This window comes from Paenibacillus glucanolyticus (assembly GCF_037333485.1).
Classification (GTDB): Bacteria; Bacillota; Bacilli; order Paenibacillales; family Paenibacillaceae; genus Paenibacillus_AQ; species Paenibacillus_AQ glucanolyticus.
This window is the reverse complement of the sequence record NZ_CP147845.1, coordinates 609,381-631,733: the sequence shown is the minus strand read 5'-3', so window position 1 is coordinate 631,733 and position 22,353 is coordinate 609,381. Positions and strand designations below refer to the sequence as shown.

35 protein-coding genes are annotated in these 22,353 nt (G+C 45.3%); 3 read left to right on the top strand and 32 right to left on the bottom strand.

The window, feature by feature from the left end:
- Nucleotides 1–31: 31 nt before the first annotated feature.
- The 32 genes from WDY75_RS02885 to WDY75_RS02730 form a co-directional block, all read right to left on the bottom strand.
- On the bottom strand, nt 32–568 hold the full coding sequence (locus WDY75_RS02885) for a ParB N-terminal domain-containing protein (RefSeq protein WP_063477916.1): 537 nt from the start codon (nt 566–568) through the stop codon (nt 32–34).
- 64 nt (nt 569–632) lie between these two features.
- On the bottom strand, nt 633–1,367 hold the full coding sequence (locus WDY75_RS02880) for a hypothetical protein (RefSeq protein WP_063477917.1): 735 nt from the start codon (nt 1,365–1,367) through the stop codon (nt 633–635).
- Nucleotides 1,368–1,620: 253 nt separating this feature from the next.
- On the bottom strand, nt 1,621–1,788 hold the full coding sequence (locus WDY75_RS02875; protein WP_156515028.1) for a hypothetical protein: 168 nt from the start codon (nt 1,786–1,788) through the stop codon (nt 1,621–1,623).
- Nucleotides 1,789–1,858: 70 nt separating this feature from the next.
- Entirely contained in the window at nt 1,859–2,272 is a 414-nt protein-coding gene (locus WDY75_RS02870; protein ID WP_063477918.1) for a DUF2513 domain-containing protein, read from the bottom strand.
- A gap of 886 nt (nt 2,273–3,158) precedes the next feature.
- Nucleotides 3,159–3,449: a hypothetical protein gene (locus tag WDY75_RS02865; RefSeq protein WP_063477919.1), complete on the bottom strand. Its 291-nt coding sequence runs from the start codon at nt 3,447–3,449 to the stop codon at nt 3,159–3,161.
- Nucleotides 3,450–3,486: 37 nt separating this feature from the next.
- Nucleotides 3,487–3,978 (bottom strand): hypothetical protein, encoded by a 492-nt coding sequence (locus WDY75_RS02860; RefSeq protein ID WP_063477920.1) that lies wholly within the window; start codon nt 3,976–3,978, stop codon nt 3,487–3,489.
- Between the two features lie 209 nt (nt 3,979–4,187).
- Nucleotides 4,188–4,532 carry a hypothetical protein gene (locus WDY75_RS02855; RefSeq protein ID WP_063477921.1) on the bottom strand — a complete coding sequence of 115 codons (345 nt, stop codon included), beginning with the start codon at nt 4,530–4,532 and terminating at the stop codon, nt 4,188–4,190.
- Entirely contained in the window at nt 4,525–4,959 is a 435-nt protein-coding gene (locus tag WDY75_RS02850; protein ID WP_063477922.1) for a hypothetical protein, read from the bottom strand. The genes WDY75_RS02855 and WDY75_RS02850 overlap by 8 nt, the downstream gene beginning before the upstream one ends.
- Entirely contained in the window at nt 4,956–5,414 is a 459-nt protein-coding gene (locus WDY75_RS02845) for an ASCH domain-containing protein (RefSeq protein WP_063477923.1), read from the bottom strand. The genes WDY75_RS02850 and WDY75_RS02845 overlap by 4 nt, the downstream gene beginning before the upstream one ends.
- Nucleotides 5,415–5,628: 214 nt before the next feature.
- Nucleotides 5,629–7,431, bottom strand: coding sequence for a DNA cytosine methyltransferase (locus tag WDY75_RS02840; protein WP_063477924.1), 1,803 nt, complete (start codon nt 7,429–7,431; stop codon nt 5,629–5,631).
- Nucleotides 7,432–7,436: 5 nt separating this feature from the next.
- Nucleotides 7,437–7,601 carry a hypothetical protein gene (locus WDY75_RS02835; protein ID WP_156515029.1) on the bottom strand — a complete coding sequence of 55 codons (165 nt, stop codon included), beginning with the start codon at nt 7,599–7,601 and terminating at the stop codon, nt 7,437–7,439.
- A gap of 94 nt (nt 7,602–7,695) precedes the next feature.
- On the bottom strand, nt 7,696–8,523 hold the full coding sequence (locus tag WDY75_RS02830) for a hypothetical protein (RefSeq protein ID WP_063477925.1): 828 nt from the start codon (nt 8,521–8,523) through the stop codon (nt 7,696–7,698).
- Nucleotides 8,524–8,550: 27 nt separating this feature from the next.
- Nucleotides 8,551–8,964, bottom strand: a complete 414-nt coding sequence (locus WDY75_RS02825; RefSeq protein WP_063477926.1) for a RusA family crossover junction endodeoxyribonuclease — start codon at nt 8,962–8,964, stop codon at nt 8,551–8,553.
- Nucleotides 8,965–9,071: 107 nt separating this feature from the next.
- Nucleotides 9,072–9,281, bottom strand: coding sequence for a hypothetical protein (locus tag WDY75_RS02820; protein ID WP_063479704.1), 210 nt, complete (start codon nt 9,279–9,281; stop codon nt 9,072–9,074).
- An 11-nt stretch (nt 9,282–9,292) separates the two neighbouring features.
- Nucleotides 9,293–10,723 (bottom strand): replicative DNA helicase, encoded by a 1,431-nt coding sequence (gene dnaB, locus WDY75_RS02815; RefSeq protein WP_063477927.1) that lies wholly within the window; start codon nt 10,721–10,723, stop codon nt 9,293–9,295.
- The gene (locus tag WDY75_RS02810) at nt 10,695–11,036 is read right to left on the bottom strand and encodes a replicative helicase loader/inhibitor (protein WP_063477928.1); all 342 of its coding nucleotides are present in this window, start codon (nt 11,034–11,036) and stop codon (nt 10,695–10,697) included. The genes dnaB and WDY75_RS02810 overlap by 29 nt, the downstream gene beginning before the upstream one ends.
- Nucleotides 11,014–11,955 (bottom strand): hypothetical protein, encoded by a 942-nt coding sequence (locus WDY75_RS02805; RefSeq protein ID WP_063477929.1) that lies wholly within the window; start codon nt 11,953–11,955, stop codon nt 11,014–11,016. The genes WDY75_RS02810 and WDY75_RS02805 overlap by 23 nt, the downstream gene beginning before the upstream one ends.
- A 23-nt stretch (nt 11,956–11,978) precedes the next feature.
- Complete coding sequence (locus WDY75_RS02800; protein ID WP_063477930.1) at nt 11,979–12,260, bottom strand: hypothetical protein; 282 nt, start codon at nt 12,258–12,260, stop codon at nt 11,979–11,981.
- Nucleotides 12,257–12,451, bottom strand: coding sequence for a hypothetical protein (locus WDY75_RS02795; protein WP_063477931.1), 195 nt, complete (start codon nt 12,449–12,451; stop codon nt 12,257–12,259). Before WDY75_RS02795 ends, WDY75_RS02800 begins: the two co-directional genes overlap by 4 nt.
- Nucleotides 12,448–12,636, bottom strand: coding sequence for a hypothetical protein (locus tag WDY75_RS02790; protein WP_063477932.1), 189 nt, complete (start codon nt 12,634–12,636; stop codon nt 12,448–12,450). Before WDY75_RS02790 ends, WDY75_RS02795 begins: the two co-directional genes overlap by 4 nt.
- Complete coding sequence (locus WDY75_RS02785; protein ID WP_063477933.1) at nt 12,633–13,340, bottom strand: MBL fold metallo-hydrolase; 708 nt, start codon at nt 13,338–13,340, stop codon at nt 12,633–12,635. The genes WDY75_RS02790 and WDY75_RS02785 overlap by 4 nt, the downstream gene beginning before the upstream one ends.
- Nucleotides 13,337–14,404 (bottom strand): recombinase RecT, encoded by a 1,068-nt coding sequence (locus tag WDY75_RS02780; protein WP_063477934.1) that lies wholly within the window; start codon nt 14,402–14,404, stop codon nt 13,337–13,339. The genes WDY75_RS02785 and WDY75_RS02780 overlap by 4 nt, the downstream gene beginning before the upstream one ends.
- Nucleotides 14,405–16,402, bottom strand: coding sequence for an AAA family ATPase (locus WDY75_RS02775; RefSeq protein ID WP_063477935.1), 1,998 nt, complete (start codon nt 16,400–16,402; stop codon nt 14,405–14,407).
- Nucleotides 16,399–16,668: a hypothetical protein gene (locus tag WDY75_RS02770; RefSeq protein ID WP_231887948.1), complete on the bottom strand. Its 270-nt coding sequence runs from the start codon at nt 16,666–16,668 to the stop codon at nt 16,399–16,401. The genes WDY75_RS02775 and WDY75_RS02770 overlap by 4 nt, the downstream gene beginning before the upstream one ends.
- Nucleotides 16,669–16,716: 48 nt before the next feature.
- Complete coding sequence (locus tag WDY75_RS02765; RefSeq protein WP_063477937.1) at nt 16,717–16,980, bottom strand: hypothetical protein; 264 nt, start codon at nt 16,978–16,980, stop codon at nt 16,717–16,719.
- 113 nt (nt 16,981–17,093) lie between these two features.
- Nucleotides 17,094–17,345, bottom strand: a complete 252-nt coding sequence (locus tag WDY75_RS02760) for a hypothetical protein (RefSeq protein WP_063477938.1) — start codon at nt 17,343–17,345, stop codon at nt 17,094–17,096.
- Nucleotides 17,342–17,614, bottom strand: coding sequence for a hypothetical protein (locus tag WDY75_RS02755; protein ID WP_063477939.1), 273 nt, complete (start codon nt 17,612–17,614; stop codon nt 17,342–17,344). Before WDY75_RS02755 ends, WDY75_RS02760 begins: the two co-directional genes overlap by 4 nt.
- A gap of 9 nt (nt 17,615–17,623) precedes the next feature.
- Nucleotides 17,624–18,130, bottom strand: a complete 507-nt coding sequence (locus tag WDY75_RS02750; protein ID WP_063477940.1) for a helix-turn-helix domain-containing protein — start codon at nt 18,128–18,130, stop codon at nt 17,624–17,626.
- Nucleotides 18,131–18,528: 398 nt separating this feature from the next.
- Nucleotides 18,529–18,858: a hypothetical protein gene (locus tag WDY75_RS02745; RefSeq protein ID WP_063477941.1), complete on the bottom strand. Its 330-nt coding sequence runs from the start codon at nt 18,856–18,858 to the stop codon at nt 18,529–18,531.
- A gap of 15 nt (nt 18,859–18,873) precedes the next feature.
- Nucleotides 18,874–19,020, bottom strand: a complete 147-nt coding sequence (locus tag WDY75_RS02740; protein WP_156515030.1) for a hypothetical protein — start codon at nt 19,018–19,020, stop codon at nt 18,874–18,876.
- Between the two features lie 35 nt (nt 19,021–19,055).
- The gene (locus WDY75_RS02735) at nt 19,056–19,247 is read right to left on the bottom strand and encodes a hypothetical protein (protein WP_063477942.1); all 192 of its coding nucleotides are present in this window, start codon (nt 19,245–19,247) and stop codon (nt 19,056–19,058) included.
- 1 nt (nt 19,248) lies between these two features.
- Nucleotides 19,249–19,515, bottom strand: a complete 267-nt coding sequence (locus WDY75_RS02730) for a helix-turn-helix domain-containing protein (RefSeq protein WP_231887949.1) — start codon at nt 19,513–19,515, stop codon at nt 19,249–19,251.
- Nucleotides 19,516–19,682: 167 nt separating this feature from the next.
- Between WDY75_RS02730 and WDY75_RS02725 the strand changes: the two genes are divergently transcribed.
- The 3 genes from WDY75_RS02725 (at nt 19,683) to WDY75_RS02715 (ending at nt 22,339) form a co-directional block, all read left to right on the top strand.
- Nucleotides 19,683–20,036, top strand: coding sequence for a helix-turn-helix domain-containing protein (locus WDY75_RS02725; RefSeq protein ID WP_063477943.1), 354 nt, complete (start codon nt 19,683–19,685; stop codon nt 20,034–20,036).
- Between the two features lie 44 nt (nt 20,037–20,080).
- Entirely contained in the window at nt 20,081–21,142 is a 1,062-nt protein-coding gene (locus WDY75_RS02720; protein WP_063477944.1) for a type I restriction endonuclease, read from the top strand.
- 315 nt (nt 21,143–21,457) lie between these two features.
- On the top strand, nt 21,458–22,339 hold the full coding sequence (locus WDY75_RS02715; protein WP_063477945.1) for an ImmA/IrrE family metallo-endopeptidase: 882 nt from the start codon (nt 21,458–21,460) through the stop codon (nt 22,337–22,339).
- Nucleotides 22,340–22,353 lie beyond the last annotated feature (14 nt).

Sequence of the window (22,353 nt, the reverse complement as noted above, 5' to 3'; positions counted from 1 at the left end):
TCAGACAACTTCCAGTCCCATGCAGGACGACTCATGACGCTCCATCCTGATCAAAGACGAAACCGCACCGCGGACACTTACAATCGAAGTTCGATTCGTCAAACTCGGATAAATCCAGCTCCTTGTTGCTGAAATCACCGAGTTGATCTTCTGGCGGCTCCGTAAAATCTGCCAGCAGCTTACTAATCTCTTCACCATCAAATCCAGACAGTGAGAAATCCGCGCCATTTCCCTGCAAGTCGTCAAGCAGCCTGGCCAACGCTTCATCATCCCAGTATCCGGAAACCTTATTAAGTGCGAGATTAAGCAGCCGTTCCTGCTGATCGTCCAAATCAACGACACTGACGGCCAACTCTGTATGCCCTTGCTCATGAACCATGATCTTATACCGCTGGTGACCGCCAACCATATTGCCGGTACGCTCATTCCAAACGATTGGTTCCACATAGCCGAATTCCTCAATGCTGCGCTTCAGCTTTTCGTATTCCGGATCTCCCGGCTGTAAATCCACTCTTGGGTTGTAAGCTGCTGCGTTGATTTGATCGATCGGGACGACTCTGATGTTCATCTTCACTACCTCCAATGATTTTAATCGCATCAAAAAAAGCACCCGTAGTAGGTGCTTAAAGCTTCTATGTTCTCCTTTTTAAACCATACCTTCCATTGTTGTTTTGTACTATCCCTTGCTCTACTAAGCGAGTTAGTTCATATTTCAAAGCTGATCGTTTAATGCCTAAAGAAGATACTGCAGGACTTTCCAATATTTCAGTAATTGAGAATTCTTTCCTTGTTTTAAGCACTAATAGAATCCTATCCCTTATTTCAAAACGATTCTTATATTCATTTATATCATTCTGGCGATTTACAACACGAACATGTGATGGCATAACCACTGTTTTATTCTTTAATAATTCCAGTTGATCAACCAGCTTTTCTTTATCTATTGCTTCCCCTGATCCAAAAGAGTGCTGTATTTTTGAGATTCCATGTTGAAGTTCCTGCTGGCTTTTAAGAATACTTTCCATTGTTTCAGTCAACTGGTTTTCCAGTGTAGCTACCGTTTCAAGGCTCTTGTTGGTTTGAATGAGGTTTTCTTCCAAAGTCTCCGCAGTATCCTTCAAATCAGAGACCGTTTTACGCTGACCTGCAATGTCAACTATTGTCATGACAATAGCAACGACTGCTAATACGATCGAAGAAGCAGTAGCAGCATTATTTAATCCAACGCCCGCAGCTTCGTTGTCCCATATTGTGTAAGCCAATATTGCAAGAATTACTATTACAAGACAAATAATGATGTATATAAAGTGTAGTTTATTTATATATCCTTTCGGGGTTTTATTCAGGTTTTCTTCTTTATTTTTCATAAACAACCTCCATTCCCTCGAAGTATCATACTTCATTTTCCAAATTACGACAATGATATTTTAAAAGCGACTAAATTGAGTTGAGTTGGTTTCTAATATGGATGAACGACAAATAGGAGCATACGCCAACGCTATGCCCCTTTTCTGCTATTTTCCTGACCCGTTCCACTATTCGTCCGCATTCGACTGATAACGCCTTAAAACGGCTTAGATTTCGTCATTTGAGAGCAAAAGAAAAAGCACCAAAAGGTGCCTATTTTAGACGAGCTATCGCACTTTGAACCATCTCCTCAACATGAGCTTTAATTAAAACATTGTTCTTTTCGATCAGGTTAGCAACCACAGATATGATATTTTCATCTTTCACCCCAGCTGCCCTAAGAGATGCTTCTACTCTTGCTTTAGAAATTCCGATTGTCATTTGAACCCTCCCACTATCAGTACTTCAAAAACACATTAGGTACTCTTTCAACAACTTGAAAAGAAATTGATCATTTTAACCCTAACTTTTTGAGTGCCCATTCCTTTGCCATTTCCGTCGTAACTGTCGCCAACACTGCTACAGGGACGGTCGACAAATTCTTTCCTAATGAATTTTTTACTTTTTCCCAAGAGTTATTATCTCTGATAGAGTCTAAAAATTCGTGTCCTTGCCAAGTTAATGTTACAGGATAGTATTTTTCTGGCCCAGCTGTGTTAGTATCAAAATCAAACTCGCGGTTTAGGTGATAAGTAGAGATAAAACCTGCCTCTTCTAAGATTCTAACATGATAATAGAATTCTATGTCGTCAACCCCATCAATCCATGAAGATTTATAAGGAACTTTTTGAGGATGCTCCCCTTCCGGACCAAGAGATTCAGTGAGCAAAAGCAAGTCGCGAACTATGTCCATATTTCTCTTCATAATACCCCTCCCTCGACATCACAATTCGACATCAGGAAGTATTTCCCTTCTTCACGCAAGTTGGTCTACTACAGAACTGCTTCATACCAGTCCATTCACCCCAAACACACCTCTTACACTTGTCCGGCTGCTTGGGCTTATACCGTGGTCGTTTAAGCTTATTACGTTTTCCGGCCATGTCGTCGTTCCTTTCTATTTCGTGGCGAGCTGCCTGCAGTCACTCGAACCAACCATTCAATCCATTTCAATTAACATCAGCTCCTTCGAGGAAATAAAAAAGCCGCTCCAGAAAGGAACGACTTCGGATTATATATTCAGTTCTTACCTGCAGAGAGATCCGTCAGAGCATTGCGACCGTACCGGCCGCAGCAAAAACGCTGCGCTCTTTGCTTTAAAAGCATCTGTACTTTGTATCTAGATACGAATGACAAGACCATTTTAACGAGTTGCTGAAAATGAAGTCAAAAATTCAAACTACCGTAAAACTGAAATAGCGTCGCTTTAGGCAACTCAATCTTCAAATTACTCACTCTTTTGATATTCTTCTTCGAAAGGTTTATTCTGGAAGAAACCAAAAAGGAGGAGAGAGTTTGAGAGTATTCGAAATTCTATGGAATGACATCATTGTTAAGCGTGTACTTATGGTCGTTCTAGCGCTTGGCTTGCTTGCCGCATTCGTTAAAGCTATCTCATAATAAGAAAAAGCGAGAAGAGTTACGCCCCGGTCATTTGCCGCATTCATGCAGCCGTGCGTGTCATTCTCGCCTTTTTCTATGCTTACATCCTATCATGGGAAAACCGTCATGTGGTGCTCAACATAGGGTCAAACTCCGTTCAGGTTGTGTTCACTTTAGGGTCAAAAATTCGCTCTACGTTCGTATTGTCATTAATCATTATTTGGATACCCTTCCGAATCAACCCGCATTTTGTATCTGATTCCTCCGAGTCGAATCTCGCTACTGTTCAATTTTTCAATTTCATCCAGGGTCAGCGGTCGACAATCACTTTTCCTAAACTCAACATCCGCAAATCCGAATCCTTCAACAAAATTTCCAATGAAGTGATCCTCTGTTTCCGACTTTACAAAGATAAGATCATCTTCTTCTCGGCCGATATCTCCCAGTTTGTGAATGGCTGGGCTTCCGCCCTTCAAAATCATGTAACGTTGTTTATTCATGGTTTGCGTCCTTCCTTTACAATATACGTCTACTACGTTAAAACTCCGCGTCATCTTGCTCAAAGAACCCCATGAGCTTCAAACTGTTTGCCATGCTCTCAGTGCCTTCTGATATCTTCCGGCGAATAGTGCTGTCACTTAGACCATGCCGGAAGAACAGCAGCGTCTCCTTGTAGGAGTAGCCTTGCATGTACCTGTAATCGATAGCTCTCCTTGCCTCATCGTCCTGGATCAAACTGAATGCCCTGCGAAGCTGATGAGTATAAAACTGGTACCTCTGATATACCCAGCGCTGCTTTTCGATCAGAATCGTAGCATTGGCCGTCTTATCAGCATGCAGATCCTCCTGATCGATGCGGCGAGCTGCTTCACCATCAATAGCCACTTGCCTTAATTCTTCTTCGAATTTTTCAAAATCGTGCATGAGCATTGTCATCTCTTTATATTTTCCGAGCAGGAATTTTGTGCGCTGGTTCTCCGCTTCATTCGCTGTTGGAAAGAGTTCCCCTTGCCCCCATGACATCGCCATTCCCCTCAATCCCCTTTGTGATATAATCTTTAAGAGGAATATATTACCGATTGACCCCCGGACCGGCCAAGGATTAGGGGGTCTTATTTATTTTCTGGTCTTTCAGTGTCACTTTCCCCAGAAATCTTTATAACATCCTGAGCAAACCTTCATTTTGTTTCCATTCACTTGGTTCTTCATCACACACTGCTTCTTTTTCTTGGCACAAGTCACACGTTGGTTTTGTCTGATCCACGTTCTTTCTCCTTTGGGTATAGGGAATCCAAAATTTCTTGAAAATGATCATGAGCGTCAACAGCGTGATAGAGCATCTCGTTCTTCATTACGAAATCAATCGCTTCTTTCAATTCCTCTTCACGGCATCCCGGCTTAATGATGTCTAGAGCGAATCTGCCTGACTCGATTTGCTTAATAATGTCCGTCAAAACCGTCTCACGTCCTAAATAAAATCGGGTATTATTTTCGTTAAACTTTTCCTTGATGCAAAACTCCGCTTCCTTTTTCAGACATTCCAGTAGCATGTCAGCATCTATTAGATTCACTTGGTTATTCATGGGCTACCCCCAGTCTCGACAACCATCGGGTTATGTCCATTGCCAGCTCAGTGTTTGGTGTCAATTCAACGTATTGGAGTAACGCTCCCACCGCTGCTGCGTCCTTGCCCGGCCTTAAAACAAAACATGATCCATCAACCGCACGACCGGTATCATTGTCGATCACTGTGTACTTATCATAAAGCCCTGGTTTGGTCTCCACGCCTTCAACATCCACCACTTTGATTGCCCGTGGGCTTTCGCCCTTCTCAATAGCTCCCCTCAAAACCAATCTTTCCAGCATATTGTGCGCTGTTGAGGTTGATCTGCAGTTAATCCCTTTCGCAATCTCTCGCACGGTTGGTGGATAACCATGCTTATTCACGTAAAATTTGATAAAATTTAAAACCTCTGCTTGCCGAGCTGTCAAACTATACATCTCACTCATGCCATCATCCCTTCCCAATTCCAAAGCCCCTGCATGCCCTTGGCCGGGATCGGTTCCCGCAGATGTCGAACGTTTGACGTTTGCCAGGCACATCGGCCATCCGAATAATCCCCGAAATAATACTCATTGCCTCGACTACCGCCCCACATTATGAATTTGCCATTCTTTGCTTTCAAACCGATTGTTCCATAGTCATGACGGTTATCCACCATGTAGCACTCTTCTAAATTACATAGAGCCACAATCGCTCCTGTAGGCAGGTTGTCAGCAGTATACCCGTGCTTTGCCAGCGTGGACCGGATCGGCTCAATCTCGCATGCTTCCCGATCGATCTTCTTGCCGGCATGGATTGCCAGCTCGCCGCGGTGCTTTGTTGACCAGCTGCGAGTTTCGAACTGCTTTTCACCGAGGGCGATTAGCGTCGCCCAGGGTTGAATTATGGTTATGGTTTTCATAGTCAGCCTCCTTAAAATTTCTCAGCAACTATTTAACGGGATAGCCCGATGGTTACTGTGCCAGACGAACATTAAACTTCACTGGCAAACCACCAATGGGAGTTGTTGAAAATGAAAAAAGTAAAAGTATTATTGAAATGGCTAAATGATAAACGGGAATCTATCTTTTTTTCTCTTAGGTGCTTATTCTTTATTGCTCGACTCATTGAATTCTTCAAAGACTGAACTCCATTTGCCCAGAACCGACTGCCTCCTTGTACCTTTCAAGGGTCAATGCTTTCCCGGCCCCCGTACACAACTCCGGCAGGTTGGCCCGGACCAGCGATTCTGCGAACGGTGGCGGTACGGCGTTGCCGCAGCGGGCTACCTGTGCGCTTTTGGAGTATTTCTTCCCGTCAGCGTCCACAGCGATGATGTAATTGATCGGGAAACCTTGAGCTGCAAACAGTTCATGTGGCTCCAGCATTCTCATGCCGATATCAATGATTTGATAGTCCACACCGTGGATCGTGACCAATCCGAACCGATCCTTTGTGGTGACCGTGTGAAGCGGCTCCTCCAGGTGCTGACCATTGTCGGCGCTGCCATAGTATTTGAGCAGGAAGGCCCGGACCTCACAAACATGCAGCCCGCCGGCTGTAATCGTCGGCATCGGTTCCGTAAGTGGCTGCCCGTCTTGGCAGGTTCCCCGCAGCTTGACCAAATGTGACGTTACTAGGCCGGACTTTCCACCGCCTCCAGCTGTCACTGTGCCAAGAGGTGCGTCTGCCGGGCTACCTACCGACTCCCCGAAGTGCCTGACGACGTGCGCCGTTACCAGCGCGTTATGATCAACCGTAGTCACTGTGGAAAGCGGCTCATCCAGACCGGTTCCTGGCCGGGTATAATTGCCGCCGTAGTGCTTCGCCAAGAACGCCGCGACCAAGGCATGCTTTCTCCCACCGGAGACGACCGTTCCAAGTGGTTTATGGAGTCCCGGCACCCTAGGTGCTTGACCCGGCCCCTCACCGTATCCGATTTCGATTAGCGTCGGGCTCACTAGCAAGTGTTCCGCCTTAGTCGTTACGGTTGTTAGCGGATCTTCAGCCTTGTATTGGAGTCGGTCCTCTCCGAATCCGGTCTGGCCGATCCGGGCGATGTATGGAGTTACGATTCCCCAGCCGTTCTTTGCCGTGACGGTCTGGAGTGGTTCATCGATTGGCTGCCCGCGGAAGTCCGTGCCGTGATGATTGACCTTGATCACGAAAGGAGCAATAAACGGATTGGGGTTTTCCAAGATGAAGCGTTGAAGGCCTCGTGCTATCCGTCGTTCTGTGTTCTCAGCGAGCGGTTTCTTTCGCTCGAATATGCTCGGGCATGGAATTGACCAGTCAATAATTTCAGCGGCCGTTCGCCATGGTTTAAGCTTCCCGCTTATTACCTCTGGACTGTCTGGCGCTCCGTGCGTTGGCTCCGGCCAAACGATCGGGCGGCCATCCCGCCGGGCTACCAAGAAAAACCGCTTCCGAATCGTCGGCGCTCCGTAATCACAAGCTCTCAGTTCTCGACTCTCCACCTTGTATCCAAGACTCTCAAGTTGCGCCTTCCAAAGCTCGTATGTCTGGCCCTTCTTGCTTTTTACCGGGCGGCCGTTTCTGACGGGGCCCCAAGTTTTGAATTCCTCAACATTTTCCAATATTATGACCCTGGGTCGTACCTTTCCTGCCCACTTAAGGACGATCCAAGCAAGACCCCGAATTTTCTTTTCAACAGGTTTTCCGCCCTTGGCCTTGGAAAAGTGCTTGCAGTCCGGTGAGAACCAAGCCAATCCAACGGGTCGCCCGGCAGTTGCCGCCCGGGGATCGACATCCCATACCGACTCACAATAATGTTCTGTCTCAGGATGGTTTGCTCGGTGCATGGCGATCGCTGCCGGATCATGGTTAATCGCGATATCTACACTTCTGCCGGTTGCAAGTTCAATGCCAGTAGAGGCCCCCCCGCCTCCAGCGAAGTTATCAACGATGATTTCCTGCATCCGATTCACTCCTTCGACTTAGACCGAAACTTGAACGGCTTTGTATGCGATGCCGGAATGGGTTTTCCAACAATCTGAGCAAGTTCTTCAGGGCTGAGATTGTATTCCTTGACCTCGCTCGGGGGTGACCCCTTCAATTCATTTTCACGATTCGGTACCGATGTTTTCATGTTGCTTCCCCTCCCACAAGAACTGACGTTCTGTTAAAAACGTGTAATTAGGTACCCCGGTCTGCTTCGACCGGGGGTGTTAATTCATATATATTTAAGCGACGCCGTTGCTTTTCATTTGCTGTTTCACCGCTTCTTTATACTTTGCATACTTTCCGTTCAGCTGGCCGGATGTCATGCCGACGCTATTCGCTAGCTCACGCCAGGTCACTTCCCCCGTACGTTTCCGTTCTAACAATTCAGGAAAATCCAATGGAATATCTTCAAATAAAGGACGTTCTTTTAGAATGAACTGTTCCAATGCTTCCTTGCTAATCTCTTCATCGCTGGATGCCTGAGGCTCCTCAACCTCAGAAACACCATTAGTTGCAGTATCCTGACCAGAATCCTCGAAGCTCATTTCTTGTCCATCCGGTTTCTCCACTTGCTGCTGTTCCTGCATCCATTCGGGAAGATCAGAGCCTTCTTGCGTTGAGCCCTCGCCCATGATTTCCATTTCGTAATCGTTCAGCTCGTCACCATCATCTGCCGGTGTTGGATCTCCCGCTGGATCACCAGAATGTTCTTCATTCCCTTCCGATTCTGCTTCAGAAGCTGCCCCCTCTAAATCCAACTCAGCCTGATTTTCATCCTTCAGCTCGTCCGGCTGCTCAATGGATGTCACCACACCAGAAGCATCTGCAGTTACTCGGCGCCCGCCTTGGTAGAGCTTGTAGGCATCGTCTTCATCCTCTTCGAAATCGAAAGCCATCTGCGGATCTCCTACAAAGATATTTACTTCGTTACCTTGGCTATTGCTTAGAAAATTCAGATATGGTTGAGCAGCCTTCAACGGAATTAATATTTTCATTTCTACATCTGAACCTTTGATGTTGATCCCTTTTTGTATTTCAGCTGTGAATTTTGCATAACTTTTAACCATCCCTATCACTTTCCCCTCGTAAGATATTTAAGATAATTCCTTGATCTTGACCTCAATACGCGGTCTGCCGCTGTATTTCTTTTGAGTAAACACTTCAACGACTTGGCTGTCGTCTTTCCAAATGACACCTTTCAAAGCATCCTTTACGCCCTTTAGATAATTGTCCACGTCCGGTTTGGTGGTCGGACGTATTTCCCCAGCCTCAGCTGCTGCTGCCTTCTTCTTGCTGAAGCTTTTAGGAATCGATCGATAAACGGTGAGCATCATTCCGACCGGCCCTTCCAATAGACTTTTTGGTGCATGCTCAGCAGCAGCGAGCCGAACATAATCCTTATAATCTCGTGACTTCGCCGGGTCATAAGCCTTTACGAAGCCGCCGGCGGTGCTGAACTTTGGCCTTCCCTGCGCGACGGGTTCGCCGTACACGGTGAATTGGATCATATGGCGTCGCCTCCTTTCTCGATTCCCCGAAGAGCATGAAAACCTCCCCTATCTGCCGTCCATCGTCGTCATAGATGATTTCCCACGGGGACTCTTGAAAATATGGGTCAATCAATTTTCGTTGCATGCTGCATCTCCATTCCTGGCCATACCGTAGCGATTGTTTCAAACTCAGCAATCCCCTCTTGGAGCTCAGTTTGATCAATCCCCGCGAATTCAGCCTGCAGCTCGTCCTGATCAGGCACCTGGCCAGTCCGGACAAAACGGTGCTTCATGTATTCGTAGACGCTCCATCTACTCCATGGACTCCCCATCATCCTTCCTCCATTCACGCCCATTGGCGTTTTTCCATGTTGACCACCTTGTTCTGCTTCGGCGGATATGGTGGTTTTGGACCAGGGTCCGTATGAATCCGGTCATAATTGACGAATTTATTGAACTGCTTCAAGAACACCAGCTCCACAGTTCCCACAGGACCGTTCCGCTGTTTGGCAATGATGATTTCGATGATATTCTTCTTCTCAGATTCCTTATCGTAGTAGTCATCCCGGTATAAGAAGGCCACGATATCGGCATCTTGCTCAATCGAACCAGACTCCCGCAGGTCACTCATCATCGGTCGTTTGTCCTGACGTTGCTCCACACCCCGGCTGAGCTGGGACAAGGCCACAATGGGAACGTCCAGCTCTTTTGCAAGTTGCTTCAGTGTCCGTGAAATGTAAGACACTTCCTGCTGCCGGTTCTCTCCAGACTTGCCACGACCTGCGACCTCAATCAGCTGCAGATAATCGATCATGACCAGCGCAAGCCCTCCTGTTTGCTTTTTGAGCCTGCGACATTTGGCGCAGATATCCTGAATGGTAATTCCTGAAGAGTCATCTAAGAAGATATTGGTTTCACCCAGAATTCCTACTGCATCAGCCATCCTGATCCAATCAGAATCATGTATATCACCGTTCTTGATTGTGCTGGCGTTAATCTGTCCTTCAGAACTCACCAACCTTTGTGCAAACTGACCATCCGACATCTCAAGGCTGAACAACGCTACTGCTTCGTCTGTAGATTTGGCAACATTCTGGGTAACGTTCAAGGCGAAGGCCGTCTTACCCACGGATGGTCGCGCCGCTACGATAACCAGGTCACTCCGCTGCAATCCGCCTGTGATGCCATCGAGATCAGTGAAACCTGTCTGCAGGCCGTTGATGATCCCATGTTTGACGTTGTAGGCTTTGGTTTCGGTGTCTTCGACAAATCGCATTAACACGTCTTTGATCGGCTTAAAATCCTGCTCAGGGGCTACCCGATCCGCAAGCTTGGTCTGCGATTTCTGGGCACTTGCCAGTAACTGAGAAACTTCCTTGCCGGCAGCAGCCTGCTGTATCTGGAGCAGGCTGGTCTCGATGAATTGCCGACGGATCGCCATATCCTCCAACTGCTTGAAGTAATAACCGGCATTTGCAGTGGTCGGGACACCTCCGGCAAGTGATGATAGGTATGCTACGCCGCCGATGTCCGTCAATTCACCTTTGTCGTTCAGCACAGCGGCTACAGTCACCAGATCGATTGGTTCCTGTGATTCGGCCAATTCTGCAATTGCCTCGTAAATCAGACGGTGAGCGCGATCGTAGAAAACGTCTGTTGTAAGCCTACCTGCTTGCTCGAGAACTTCTGACGGTGAGAGCAGCAACGCTCCCAAAGCAGCCTGTTCAACCTCCGTGCTATAAGGCAATTCAATGCCTGGAACCAATGAGTTTTGCAATCAAACCATCCTTCCACCCTGGCGGAGGTAACGTTGCCTGCTTCCGGCTTACTTCTCGTTCCTGCAGGTATGCCTGCGTATCCGATAATTCCTGCAATCTGGCTTCCTGATCTCCCAAATTTCCGCGAATCTCTGCAATGTTTGGCGGCCATTTCCCTGTCCGAATATGTTCGTCCAAGTTGGCCATTGCAGTTGTATATGGGAAGTCATGCAAATATTTCAGATGACGATTCACGTTTTCGTCACTCGCATCAAAATGGGGGTAATTCTCTTTGATAGCGATCAACAGATCAAACACTTCTGCTCTGTTCACGTTGTCGTTCCTCCTTCGCTCGCCTCCGCAAATCTTCAAGCTCTCGCTGCTGCTTGCTCATTCGTTTCGGTTTCTCTGGCTCTCCCTGGGCGACTCCATCCATCGGCGGACTGATAGTTTGGGAGTTCTGCCAAGCCTCTTCAATGCCTTCAACGTAGTACAGAAAGCTCTTGGGCATTTTAAAACGCGCACCCTCACGCTTTCGCTTAGCCTCGAGCAGGCTTGCCATAGTTCGAATGGTAAAAGGGTTAGGCGTACCTCCGGCGACCATCTTACCCATGGCTTCACGTTCGTAAGGGGTGACATGTATATCAAGCTTGCTGTGCAACTTACAGTAAGCATTCAACAACTCGATCATCCCGTCTAACTGAGGATCGTTAACTTCGTCCTCAAGCCAATCATCAGTAGTAGGAGTAGTAGTAATAAGATCTTTAATATCTTTTAGATCAGACATATTTGTCCGATCACTATCCGAAAATGACGTCTGATCGGACATTTTTGTCTGATCAGTTTGTTTGTGATCAGACATATTTGTCTTATCACCGTCGATGTGATCGGACATTTTTGTCTGTTCACTTTCGGGTGATCGGACATTTTTGTCCGTTCTCTTTTTGGAATTTCTGACCCAAAGTATCAAGCCTCTTGGAGCTCTGGTCACTCGTATGTATTGATGGATCTCTAAGGTGTCTAACCAGCGGCTCACAGTTTTGTCATTGACTCCGAACCTTTCGGATATCTCTGACAGCTTCATAGGCTTGTTCCCAAGGACGATGCCCCAGAGCGTTCCTTCTTCGTCTTTCTCCGCCGTTGTGGAGCTTACGCACCAGAGGAAAAGCCATATCGCGCTGCCTATTTTCTTGTAGTGTTCTGGCTCCAGTAATCCAGAGTAAATCGGAAAAGGGTAACTTCCCTCGGGCATCTGATCATCCCCTTAAATTGCTATCAATCCCGCACGATTTTAATAAAGGTTCCATTTACTCCCTTGCCCTGGGCGCCTGTCTGCAGCCCGTCCGTAAGGGATTCGATCATTGTAGAGATCATTGGACCATATCCTTCAGGCTTGAAATCGAATCCGATCAATGATCCTAATGTAAAGGCAACAGAAGTATAGAAGTGGCCGTGCTGATCAATCCCCGCCATCTTCGCTTCCTCGTTTTTTTCGGAAAGAAAATCAACAATTTCCTTCGTACGTTGGTTTAATTCTTCCTGTGTCATTACTCTCATATCGCACGCTCCCTCATAATTCGTTCTTTCCATTCCTTATCCCCAAGGCATTGGCCCAGCGATACCTCAAAGTGGCGCCGGCCGAGGACGTAGGAGACAAACTTACCTGAAGACCGTTCATAGTACATGCCATTTAAAATAGATTGATCAAGTTGATTCTCAAAGAGATCAAGTTGCACAGGCCTATTCACGTTTGACGCCCCCTATCATCCCGTAGGAACACAATCGGGTATTTAACCTTTGTCACTGTCCATCCAGGGTATCCCCGAGCAAAGTAATCCCGGGTCTCACGTTTGAATGCTTCTGGATCGGTCCGCATGAGCTTCCAAATCTGCTCACCCATCATGCTGCGCATCAAAGGTTTGTTATCAATCATCGGCTGGCCACCCGCACCAATTTGCCCGTTGTCTCTTGTATTTCACGTTTGAATCGTTCCTCGTCGCTGTTTCCGTCTGATAAATGGAGCAGCCAGATCTCTTGAACTGATCGGATATCGTTGGCTTTCAAGAAACCTTTAACATGTTCCAGGCCAAAGTGTGATCGAAGTAATCTTTTCTTTTGAGCCGGGTGTAATCGCCCCGATTCTACGCGTTCTCTGACAATATCTAATGAATAATTGCATTCCACCATAATGTGGGTCAGGTCTCGAAAACGATGTCTGCAATAATAGGTGTCTGTGAGAAATACAAGCTTATCTCCATCTGTATTAGCCAGAAGGAAACCTAGTGGCTCCTCTACATCGTGTTGTATATCAAACGGTAGGATATTCCATGTACCAATAGAGAATGGTTCCATGGCCTTGATCACCTTCAGTCGATGCCCTGATAACCCTCTGGCGTCCGCTGTGCCTTGACTGGTATAAACGTCCACTCCGGCCTTCATGACGTCAGCAGCGGCCTTACTGTGATCCAGATGTTCGTGTGTGATCAAGCAACCGGAAATCTCTGTCATTCTAAAATTCAGAGCCCTCTGCAGGGCCTTATAAGGGAAACCGGCTTCCAGCAGGAGAGCCGTGTGCCCATCCGTTATCCGGTAGGCATTGCCCGCACTGCTGGAGCCGAAACATTGGATGTCTATCACCAGGACTCAGGGCTGTTACCAGCCGACTCCATAGGTGGTACATCACTGCTAAAATCCTCAAAATCCATTTCTGGCTGTTCCCCAGTATCAGGATTCTGCTGGGTAACATCCGAAGCAGATTCTTCGGGTTCACCAGGAGGCGTGATATCGATGACGTTTTTATTGGCATTGGCACCAATTTCCTGTTCAACTTCAGCCTCAGCGAAGTCGCTCTCCATCTGTTTAAGACGAAGATAATCATCGTCAATCTTCTGGCTGTCGATGGTGATGTCGCTATGCGCTGCGCGGTATACCGTCTTCCAGCACATCTTGTCGTACCAACCCTCGACTTTTTCAGTGCCTTTCTTTACATTTTTGTTAGCCTTGGGATCCCATTCCCATTTGTCTTTCTCGCCGCCCCAAAATTCAGGGCTTGCGTGATCAGGCTTCCGCTTCTCAATCTCTTTGAGTGTCATCATGACCAGCTTGTTCTTTTCTGGGACCTTCGTGTAGGAGTGATAATAAAATCCTCCAAGGATCGTTCCCCGATCAAAAGGGTTCTTAATTTCGAATTCGTAGCTATCATGTGGATGATTCGCATCCTTTTTGATAGGCGCAAAATAATCGTTGGAGTAAACTAATTCAATCGTTACGTGATCAGGAACATCTAAACCGTATTTGACGGACTTAAGTTCAAGACCCCGGTACCCTTCGATAAATACAATGTCGTACTTGCCAGTATTGTTGTTTTTAAAAGGGACTAGGTTGATATGATTAGGCTGTGCCGGATCAAATCCAATTCTCGCGTAGGCCACAACGTCTCTGGACAGCTTGTCCATGTTCACGTTAGCCCAAGTTACTGGCAACTGATCACGGTACTTCTCAGATTTCTTGAGCCGCTTTTCCTCTGTTGTCTTCAATACGCTATCCAGCGCAATGAAGTAGTTTTGTGCCAACCGCTTTTGGAAGTTCGTTAGAGCAACTTCCCCTACGCTGGATCCAAACTCTGCAATCACCTTGGTCATGAAACGCTCAGATTGTGTCGGTTCTTTTTTTGCAATAGCTTGCTGTTTTTCTGTAGTCAATTAGATCGCCTCCTGCATGCTTTTGTTCTTTGCTTCGATCCGGAGCTTCTTGTCAGTTTCGGAAACGATCAACCGGATCACTTGGGCATCCGTATCAATCAATTGCGTTACAGCCTCAGCGTTGTCGATAAAGATCGGCGCCGAAAATCCATAATGCTCAGAGAGTGTGTTGATTATGTCCAGGCCGACGTTAATACGAGCCGCATTGTTGAGCCCGCCGTCATAAGGAACGCCATTGTAGAGAGTGTCGCAAACTTCTTTCAACCCCCCATTGATCTGCTCCTCAAACAGTCGGAAACGTGCATATTTGAATTTGGAATTGATCTTCGAATCCAGTAGAGCAACCTTAGAACGGGTGAACTCTTCTGTGAGAAACAGTTCCTCTTGTAACTGCTCATATTCGGCAGCTAGGACTCTCTCCTGCTTCTCGAGCTCTGCGATCCTTTGCTCCGTCTTCCGTACCTGAGCAAAATTTGCCTTATCCTCTTCCAGCTTGCGAAGTTCAGCCTGTATACCGTTTATATCTTGCTGAACCCGCGAGCATTCTTCATTAGCAGAATCATGAAGACGACTGATCTCCTGTTTAATAATTTCCTTCTCTGTAAGTAGTTGCTGATATTCTGGATCTGCCTTAGGATCCTGAATGCCCGAACGTAACCTTTCAAGTTCTGTCTCAGCTGCCTTCAGATCAGCTTGCATAATAACTGATTTGTCGCTTAACTGATTAATCTCATCCAGTAGTCGGGAATTGTCTTGCTCCAAACGACGAACCTCTTCTTTAGCAGCTTTTCCTTTGTTGCTAATCTGCTCCAGTCTCTCAGCTTTGGAGCGGTTAAACGCTGCCTCTGCCTTGGTATGAGCCTCTTGAATATGCTCAGCAGGAAGGGCTTGTCCGCAACTCGGACAGTTTTCATCGTGTTGATGGCCTTCAAACGCTTTTTCGTTAACCTCTGCCCATTCAGCCCCTAAGCGTGTGACTTCTTGTTTTCTAGCCTCAATAGTTCTTTCACTCTGTTGGATCCGATGACGCTTATCATCGATCTGCCGACGTAAAGCGTCATACTCTCCTTGTAACCGGCCAGTTTCATTGCGCTTGATGGCCACTTGATCCAGCGCATCTGACTGCAATCGATTTTGTATATTAAGAAGCTCGCCTTCAATTTCGCGGATTCGCTTTTCTTTGACTGCTGTTTCCCCGCCGTTTTGGATACGAAGCTTCTCTTCCTCTTTGGCTTTCAATCGGGATCGAAGCGTATCGATATCCTCTTGAAGCAACTCCTCATCTAGATCAGAAATTTCTGGCTGACTACGTTGAGCCTCGCTGATCCGGACCGGAAGCTCTTCGATTTCTTTGTTGATTGCCTTGCACCGAGCAGCTACCATCTTCCGATGACTTTCCACTGCCCGGTCACCCAGAATAGCAGGCAGCCGACTGAGAGCTAGATTTGAATGAATAACCTCTGCATCTGTGATATCACCGCAGATTTCCAGCAGTACCTTCCGGCGTTCTTCCTTTTTAAGCTGCTCGTTGAAGAATGAAGGACTTGTCAGTAAGCGGAATAGATCCTCTTTAATAAGTGAATCAACTTCGGCTTGGTACTCCGAAAGCTTTACTGGCACCCCGTCAATATAGTAATCCGTGGTGTGGCCCTCGAAAGAATCCGTAACGGATCCACGCTTCTTGGTCCATTTCTCAGAATAAACCCGGCGGAAAGTTCTCCTGCGGCCGTTTATCAGAAGGTCCGCTTCCACTTCATGCTCCAGCTTGTGCCGGAGAACCTTACCCGTGGAGTCCAGTTCTTTGATTTCAAACTTTTGTTCCGATCGGTTGGCGCTGTCCTTCCCGAACAGTAGCCAGGTGAAGCCATCGAACAGAGTCGTCTTCCCGGTGCCGTTATCTCCGTATGCGTCAACATGGCCGCCGTTCGTTGAAATGGTGAAATCCTTGAACCCTTTAAAATTGCGGAGCGTCAGGCGCTCCAGTACGATTTTCTTCAAGCGATTCCCTCCTCAATAGATTGATTGATTTCTTTGTCTAAAATAACTTGTTGATCTGGCGTCTCCGGATAGCGAATACCATCTAGAAATGTCCGGAGTTTGTATTCCAATTCTGCTAGCTGCTCCGGATCTGCATGCAGTTGGAATGAGCCAGCTTGTTGCCGTATGGTCAGGACGGGTGGAGAATATTGTGTAGCTGGCTGAATCTCCACATCGATTGTTCGACCAGATACGTCAGCCGAAAAAGCAGTTGACAATTCAATCACTCCCTCTTGTGTGATTCGCCCCCATCTGCTAATATGGGGGCAACAAAATTAAATTTTTGCACCAGATATGACCCGTTCCCGCGGGTCATTTTCTGTTTGATCATGTTCGGCAATGTTCTGCCATTCCACGATGACCGGACAGTTTTCGACACTGACAATAATCTGTTCGTTTTCGTCGATCACCCAAAATTCGGATATTGTGTCTTCACCCACTTGCTTAATTTCAATTACTTCGCGCCCGTTGACCTCAGTACCAACTTCAAAAATTCTTGTCGGGTTACTGACAACGGTCAGAACTTGAATCACTTGCATGGTCTTGTCCTCCCTTCATATGTAATTGATGCGTCAGCCGCATCTCTCGACGCCGAACAGGAGAATAGGTCAGGATACTGTCCGACGCCGAGAGACAAAGCCAAGGCTCTGTCTCAAATATTCAGTTCTTGCTCGATCCGACTCAACGCCACCGACATTTCCGATGCGGGCAATGTCTTTAGTAGATAGGCTGCATTGGTCCAATTCCGGTAAGCTTCTTCTCGTTGGCTGTTGAGCTCATTCAAACGTTGCGCATTTTCAGGATCCTCCTGAATGAATTGTGAAATAGATTCCGTACTTGCTCTTAGTGCTTGTGTGGTAGTGATATATACATCTGCAGGTGATAGGGCGACTGGAGCATTCATAACTCAATCCCCTTGCGCTTCTGACGTTCACCGTTTAAAATAGACACCAAGAGACTCTTAAGACGTGTTCTCAAACCAAGTGTCCGCCCTGCCAGGCGGGCATTTTCTATTTCTGCTTCTGCAAATCCAATCATTTTATTCAAATAAGATTCAGCAGAATCTATCTTGCCAGGCAACATTACCTCTGGATTCTTGCGGATCCATTCCAAGTTATGTGAAGCATTTTTACCTGCTTCCCTCGCCTCGGCGGCTAACTCTTCTCTCAACATACCGATACCTCATTTCATATATTTTTTAGCTTTCAGCTCTGCTCTATGTTGCTTCCAGATCCCTAGGTAGCTGATTGCATATTCCTTACAAAGGACCATCACGTGATGCGTTAGTGCCGTAATGGCTTCAACGCATTCAATTATCATTGCTTTCATTAGCTCCTGATCAGCAACTGTAAGTTGTTCTCTTTTCTTCGATATAGGCGCTGATCGCATGACCATCAGCGCTTCTTCCGCTTCTTCTATTGATTTAAAATGTGTCGCTGCTCTATGTAAGTCGGCGTTGTCCAGATATGGAACACTGGCACCGCCTGTGACTTCTTCTTGGATCGCTAGATATAACCGAGGTTCATCGAATGTGTCAGCAACCTGTTTCATAAAATGCTTTTGTGCCTGTCGCTTACCGTTCTCAACCTTAGCTACCGAAGAGCGATCAATTAGAATCTGTTCTGCAAATTCCTCTTGTGTCAGACCCTGCTCTTTTCTAAATGTCTGTATCACATCTCCTATAGACAATTTTCTCACCTCCCCCTGTCCAATAGCATCTGGGGAACTGGACAAAACAGCTCATTAAAGCTTTCAAAATGGACAATTTGGCTCAGTAGATATATTGTTTTGTGACATCCATTCGGAATAAAATTAAGGTGTAAGTTGTTCCCGTCCCCTTGTTATCCCCTCACCCGCTGGCGCTGGATCCGCTCCGGCGGGTTTCTTCTATCCTTCTCAAACTATCCGACGCTTCTTTTAGAACACTTTTCCTTTCAAGCTTCGATAAGCTTTCCGGGTTCATTGCGTAATTTGGAAGTGACATGTCCAGCGCGATCTCTAAATCCATATTTTTCAGTAGGCTTCTCGTTACTATTGCTGAGATGCAGCCTGTTCTGGATGAATTACGAATCCACCGAAATCGCATCTTACGCAACCCGCCCCTTCCTATTCACCTTCGATTTTTCACCAGCGTTGTCCCGGATCCATTCGGTATGTTCGTCGATCCAAATCATGAGAGAATTAGTCGGTACCTTTGGATGTCCAAATTCTCGAATGACAGGGAAGTCTTCGCGATTCAAAAGCTCTCCTGCTTTCGTCGCACCAATATCCAACAATTCCATAAGCCGTTGCTTATTGAGGATAGGTGGCAAAGAAGACTTTAATGCGTGTCTTTCTATTGCCTGATCCACGGCATCGTTAATGGCGTCTTGCAGCTGGCCGAAATCAACCTGTACTTTAAAAATCCCTGCTTCCATTTGAGTCCCGCCTTTCTATTCGAATTTCACAAGTACAAAACGGCTCCGACTTGGTTCATGGCTGATGTAGTTCATAACCCAGCCTTCATTCAACAACTGTCTTACTTCTTCAGGATCACGTGTTTCCCGGATCTCTTTAATGTCTTCTAGATTTTGTTCCAATGTGCTCCCCTCCCCTTGGTGTTGCACCTACCTCTTTACCAACCGCTAGGTAGTTCAGAACTTATCGACTTCGTATTTCCAATCTGTGAGAAAGAATTAATTCCATTGAGAGTTTCAATTGCCTTGGAGATTGCCACCACGCGATCCGATGCAATTGGCTCTCGCCCCAATTCTTTAATCAACGCTTCAATAGCCGCGTTCATAGCCTCATTCCGCTTTTTGTTCATCTCACCCCACCTCCTTATTTATTTTTGCTATTTTAGCAAATCTTTTTTCAAAAAAATTTTCAATCCTACACTCTAATTTATTCGCAAGCACAGGTAAGTGGTTCGCTTTAAAAGCGTAACTACCCTCCTCATACTTCATATAGGTTGATGCATTTTTAAAACCTAAAACTCCGGCCATGTCTTGCAAAGATAATCCCAATTCAAGTCTTCGCTGTTTTACAAATCCTAGATTAACTTCGTTACTTAGTTTCCCGGTTTTGATACTCACTACACACCTCCTACTCTTGCTGTTTCAGCAAACTATCTGATACCAATATATATTGCTATTTTAGCAAAGTCAAATGTTAATTTGTTATTTTAGCAAAATTATTTTTTCTGTTTTAGAAAAATGTTAAACTTATGTTGCCATATTAGAAAACAAGGAGGGTGAATATTTTGTCTGTTGCAGGAGACCGAATTAAAAAACTTAGAGAACGTGAAGGTCTCACTCAACTTGATCTTGCTAATAAGATGGGTATTAATAACAGTGTACTTTCGCGGATCGAGGCAGGGAAAAGGTCGGTCGAAGAAAGTGAGCTGAATTATTTTGCGGATTATTTTGATGTAACAACAGACTATCTCCTTGGAAGAAGCGATAACCCAAAAGGGTATGCGACAAACATGTCCTTTTATGGTGGCCCTGAGAATTATACCGAGGATGAAATTGAAGAGATGGAGGCAGCCTTGGAGCGTTATAGAGCAATGAAGCGCAGAGCTGCTGAGCAAGTAGAGAAAGACTCGAAGAATTAGCAAATACCCCAACCGATGGGGAAGATTATTTAGGTGAAATTGTTATGGAATTTGCAGATCAAATTAAATCATTAGCTAAAAGGGTTCAAAAAATGAAGGATAGCATCTTGACAGAGGAAGCTACTAAAACCTCTGTAATTATGCCTTTCTTTCAAGCGCTTAATTACGATGTCTTTAATCCTGAAGAATTTCTCCCTGAATTTGTTGCCGATGTAGGGATCAAAAAGGGTGAAAAAGTTGATTATGCGATATTGCAGGATCGTAAACCAATAATTCTGATTGAAGCTAAGTCTATCCAAGAACAACTCACTAAACATGACTCCCAACTATTCAGATATTTTGGGACCACTTCTGCTAAGTTTGCAATTCTAACCAATGGAATCGTTTATAGGTTTTACACAGATTTAGAAGAACAGAATAAAATGGATACCACACCATTTTTCGAATTTAATCTATTTGATATACGTGATCACCAGATTACTGAATTAAGTAAATTCAAAAAAGACATATTCGATGTTGAAAGTATCAATACAACTGCAGCTGAACTAAAGTATACGAGTGAGGTTAAAAATTACCTTAAAACTCAATGGGATACTCCTAGCGACGATTTTGTTTCGGTTATTCTATCCGATGTTTACCCTGGAAAAAAAACCAGACAAGTAATTGAAAAATTTAATGGTATAGTGAAACGGTCGCTTAAAGAGTTTGTTAATGACATCCTAAATGACAAGCTTCAGACAGCTCTGGCCAATACAAACTCGGAGCAAGTTTCTCATAAAGAAATTGCTTCTACCATTGAGAAGGTTGTTGATGAAGGACCCGAAATCGTTACAACTCAAGAAGAACTTGAAGGTTATATTACAATTCGAATCCTTTTGAAAGAAATTATTGCACCTGAGAGGGTAAACCACCGTGACAATCTGAGTTATTTCAACATTCTAATAGATAATAACATCCGTAAATGGGTGTGTAGGTTGCACTTTAATAGTGTCAACAAGATGATCCAGTTTAACGATGAAGATAAAACTACAATCACCCTCAATGATGTTGCAGATCTGATATCTCATAAAGAAAAATTGATATTAACTGCAGAGCGATTCATTTAAATTTCTCATTTCCAAAAGAGCCCTATGTACTGGGCTTTTCTTTTTAAATATTAAGCGAACATACATTCCTCTCAAGGAGATGTTTTCCTTTTATCAGAATTGGAGTTAGTAAAAAATCAAAAAGCATGCTCTACGAGCCGGTTATCATAAAAACAACTGTCGAGGATCCAAGTCCACAACATATTAACCATCCCACCGTCTTTCGTGACAAAACCGACGACAACTATAAAAGTAAATAGTCCATCACTCTTAGCCGAAAACGGCTTTTATTTTCATACTCAGATCGAACATACATTCTTAAAAGAGGTGCAGCACATGTTATTTACATACTATCACGAGACGGCACTCGAACATTCAATAACTACACATTACCGATTACATCAATTTCTAGCACCTGAAGATCTGTTGGATATTGAACGTATTGCCGAATCTTTTGATGTATATCTGAGATTCGATAAATGCAAGTCAGTATCTGATAACCAAGAAAAAATCATAATTATTGATAATCGATTGATTGTCGTACAACAGCGGAAAATTTTCTTCCATGAATTATGTCATGTGCTACGGCATGTTGGTGATCAACGCAAAATGCATTTTCTGTTCAAAGAAGGTCAAGAGACTGAGGCTGATAACTTCGTTTTATATGCATTTATGCCTTTCTATATGATATCTCAACTAGAAATACCAAATCGCCAGGAGGATGCGATTCGGTTTTTAGCATCCACTTTCAAGGTGCCTTTAAAGCTTGCAGGGAAACGACTTGAACAAATCCAACGAAGAGATTTACAAGGCAGAATGCTAGCTGACTCAGTCAAACAAACAGAAACCAAAAGAAATACGATTAATGTATCACATCATAATCACGGAGAGACGAGACTCTATGCTTATTTTGATTCAACAGGGGATTATATCGAGCCTTCCCAAATTATAATCCAGGTCGATCCGCAAACATTGATATCTGAACAGGAGATACTCTTCTCACCAGAGGGCCCTTTTGAACGGCTTGAGGAGAGCCAGTTAGAAGCGTTCGTAGATAGTAAGCCCATAAAGTTTAATGATTTGGATTACACAAGGGATGGGAGAATTAGTTTGAAACTAAGCCATCTCGCAAGCAGGTATTACAACTCCGCCTTTAAGTTCATCGTGCAAAGAAAGGATATTGAGCAAGTATTAGATTGTTATGGCGCAGATTTTTAAGGAGGGTGATGAAG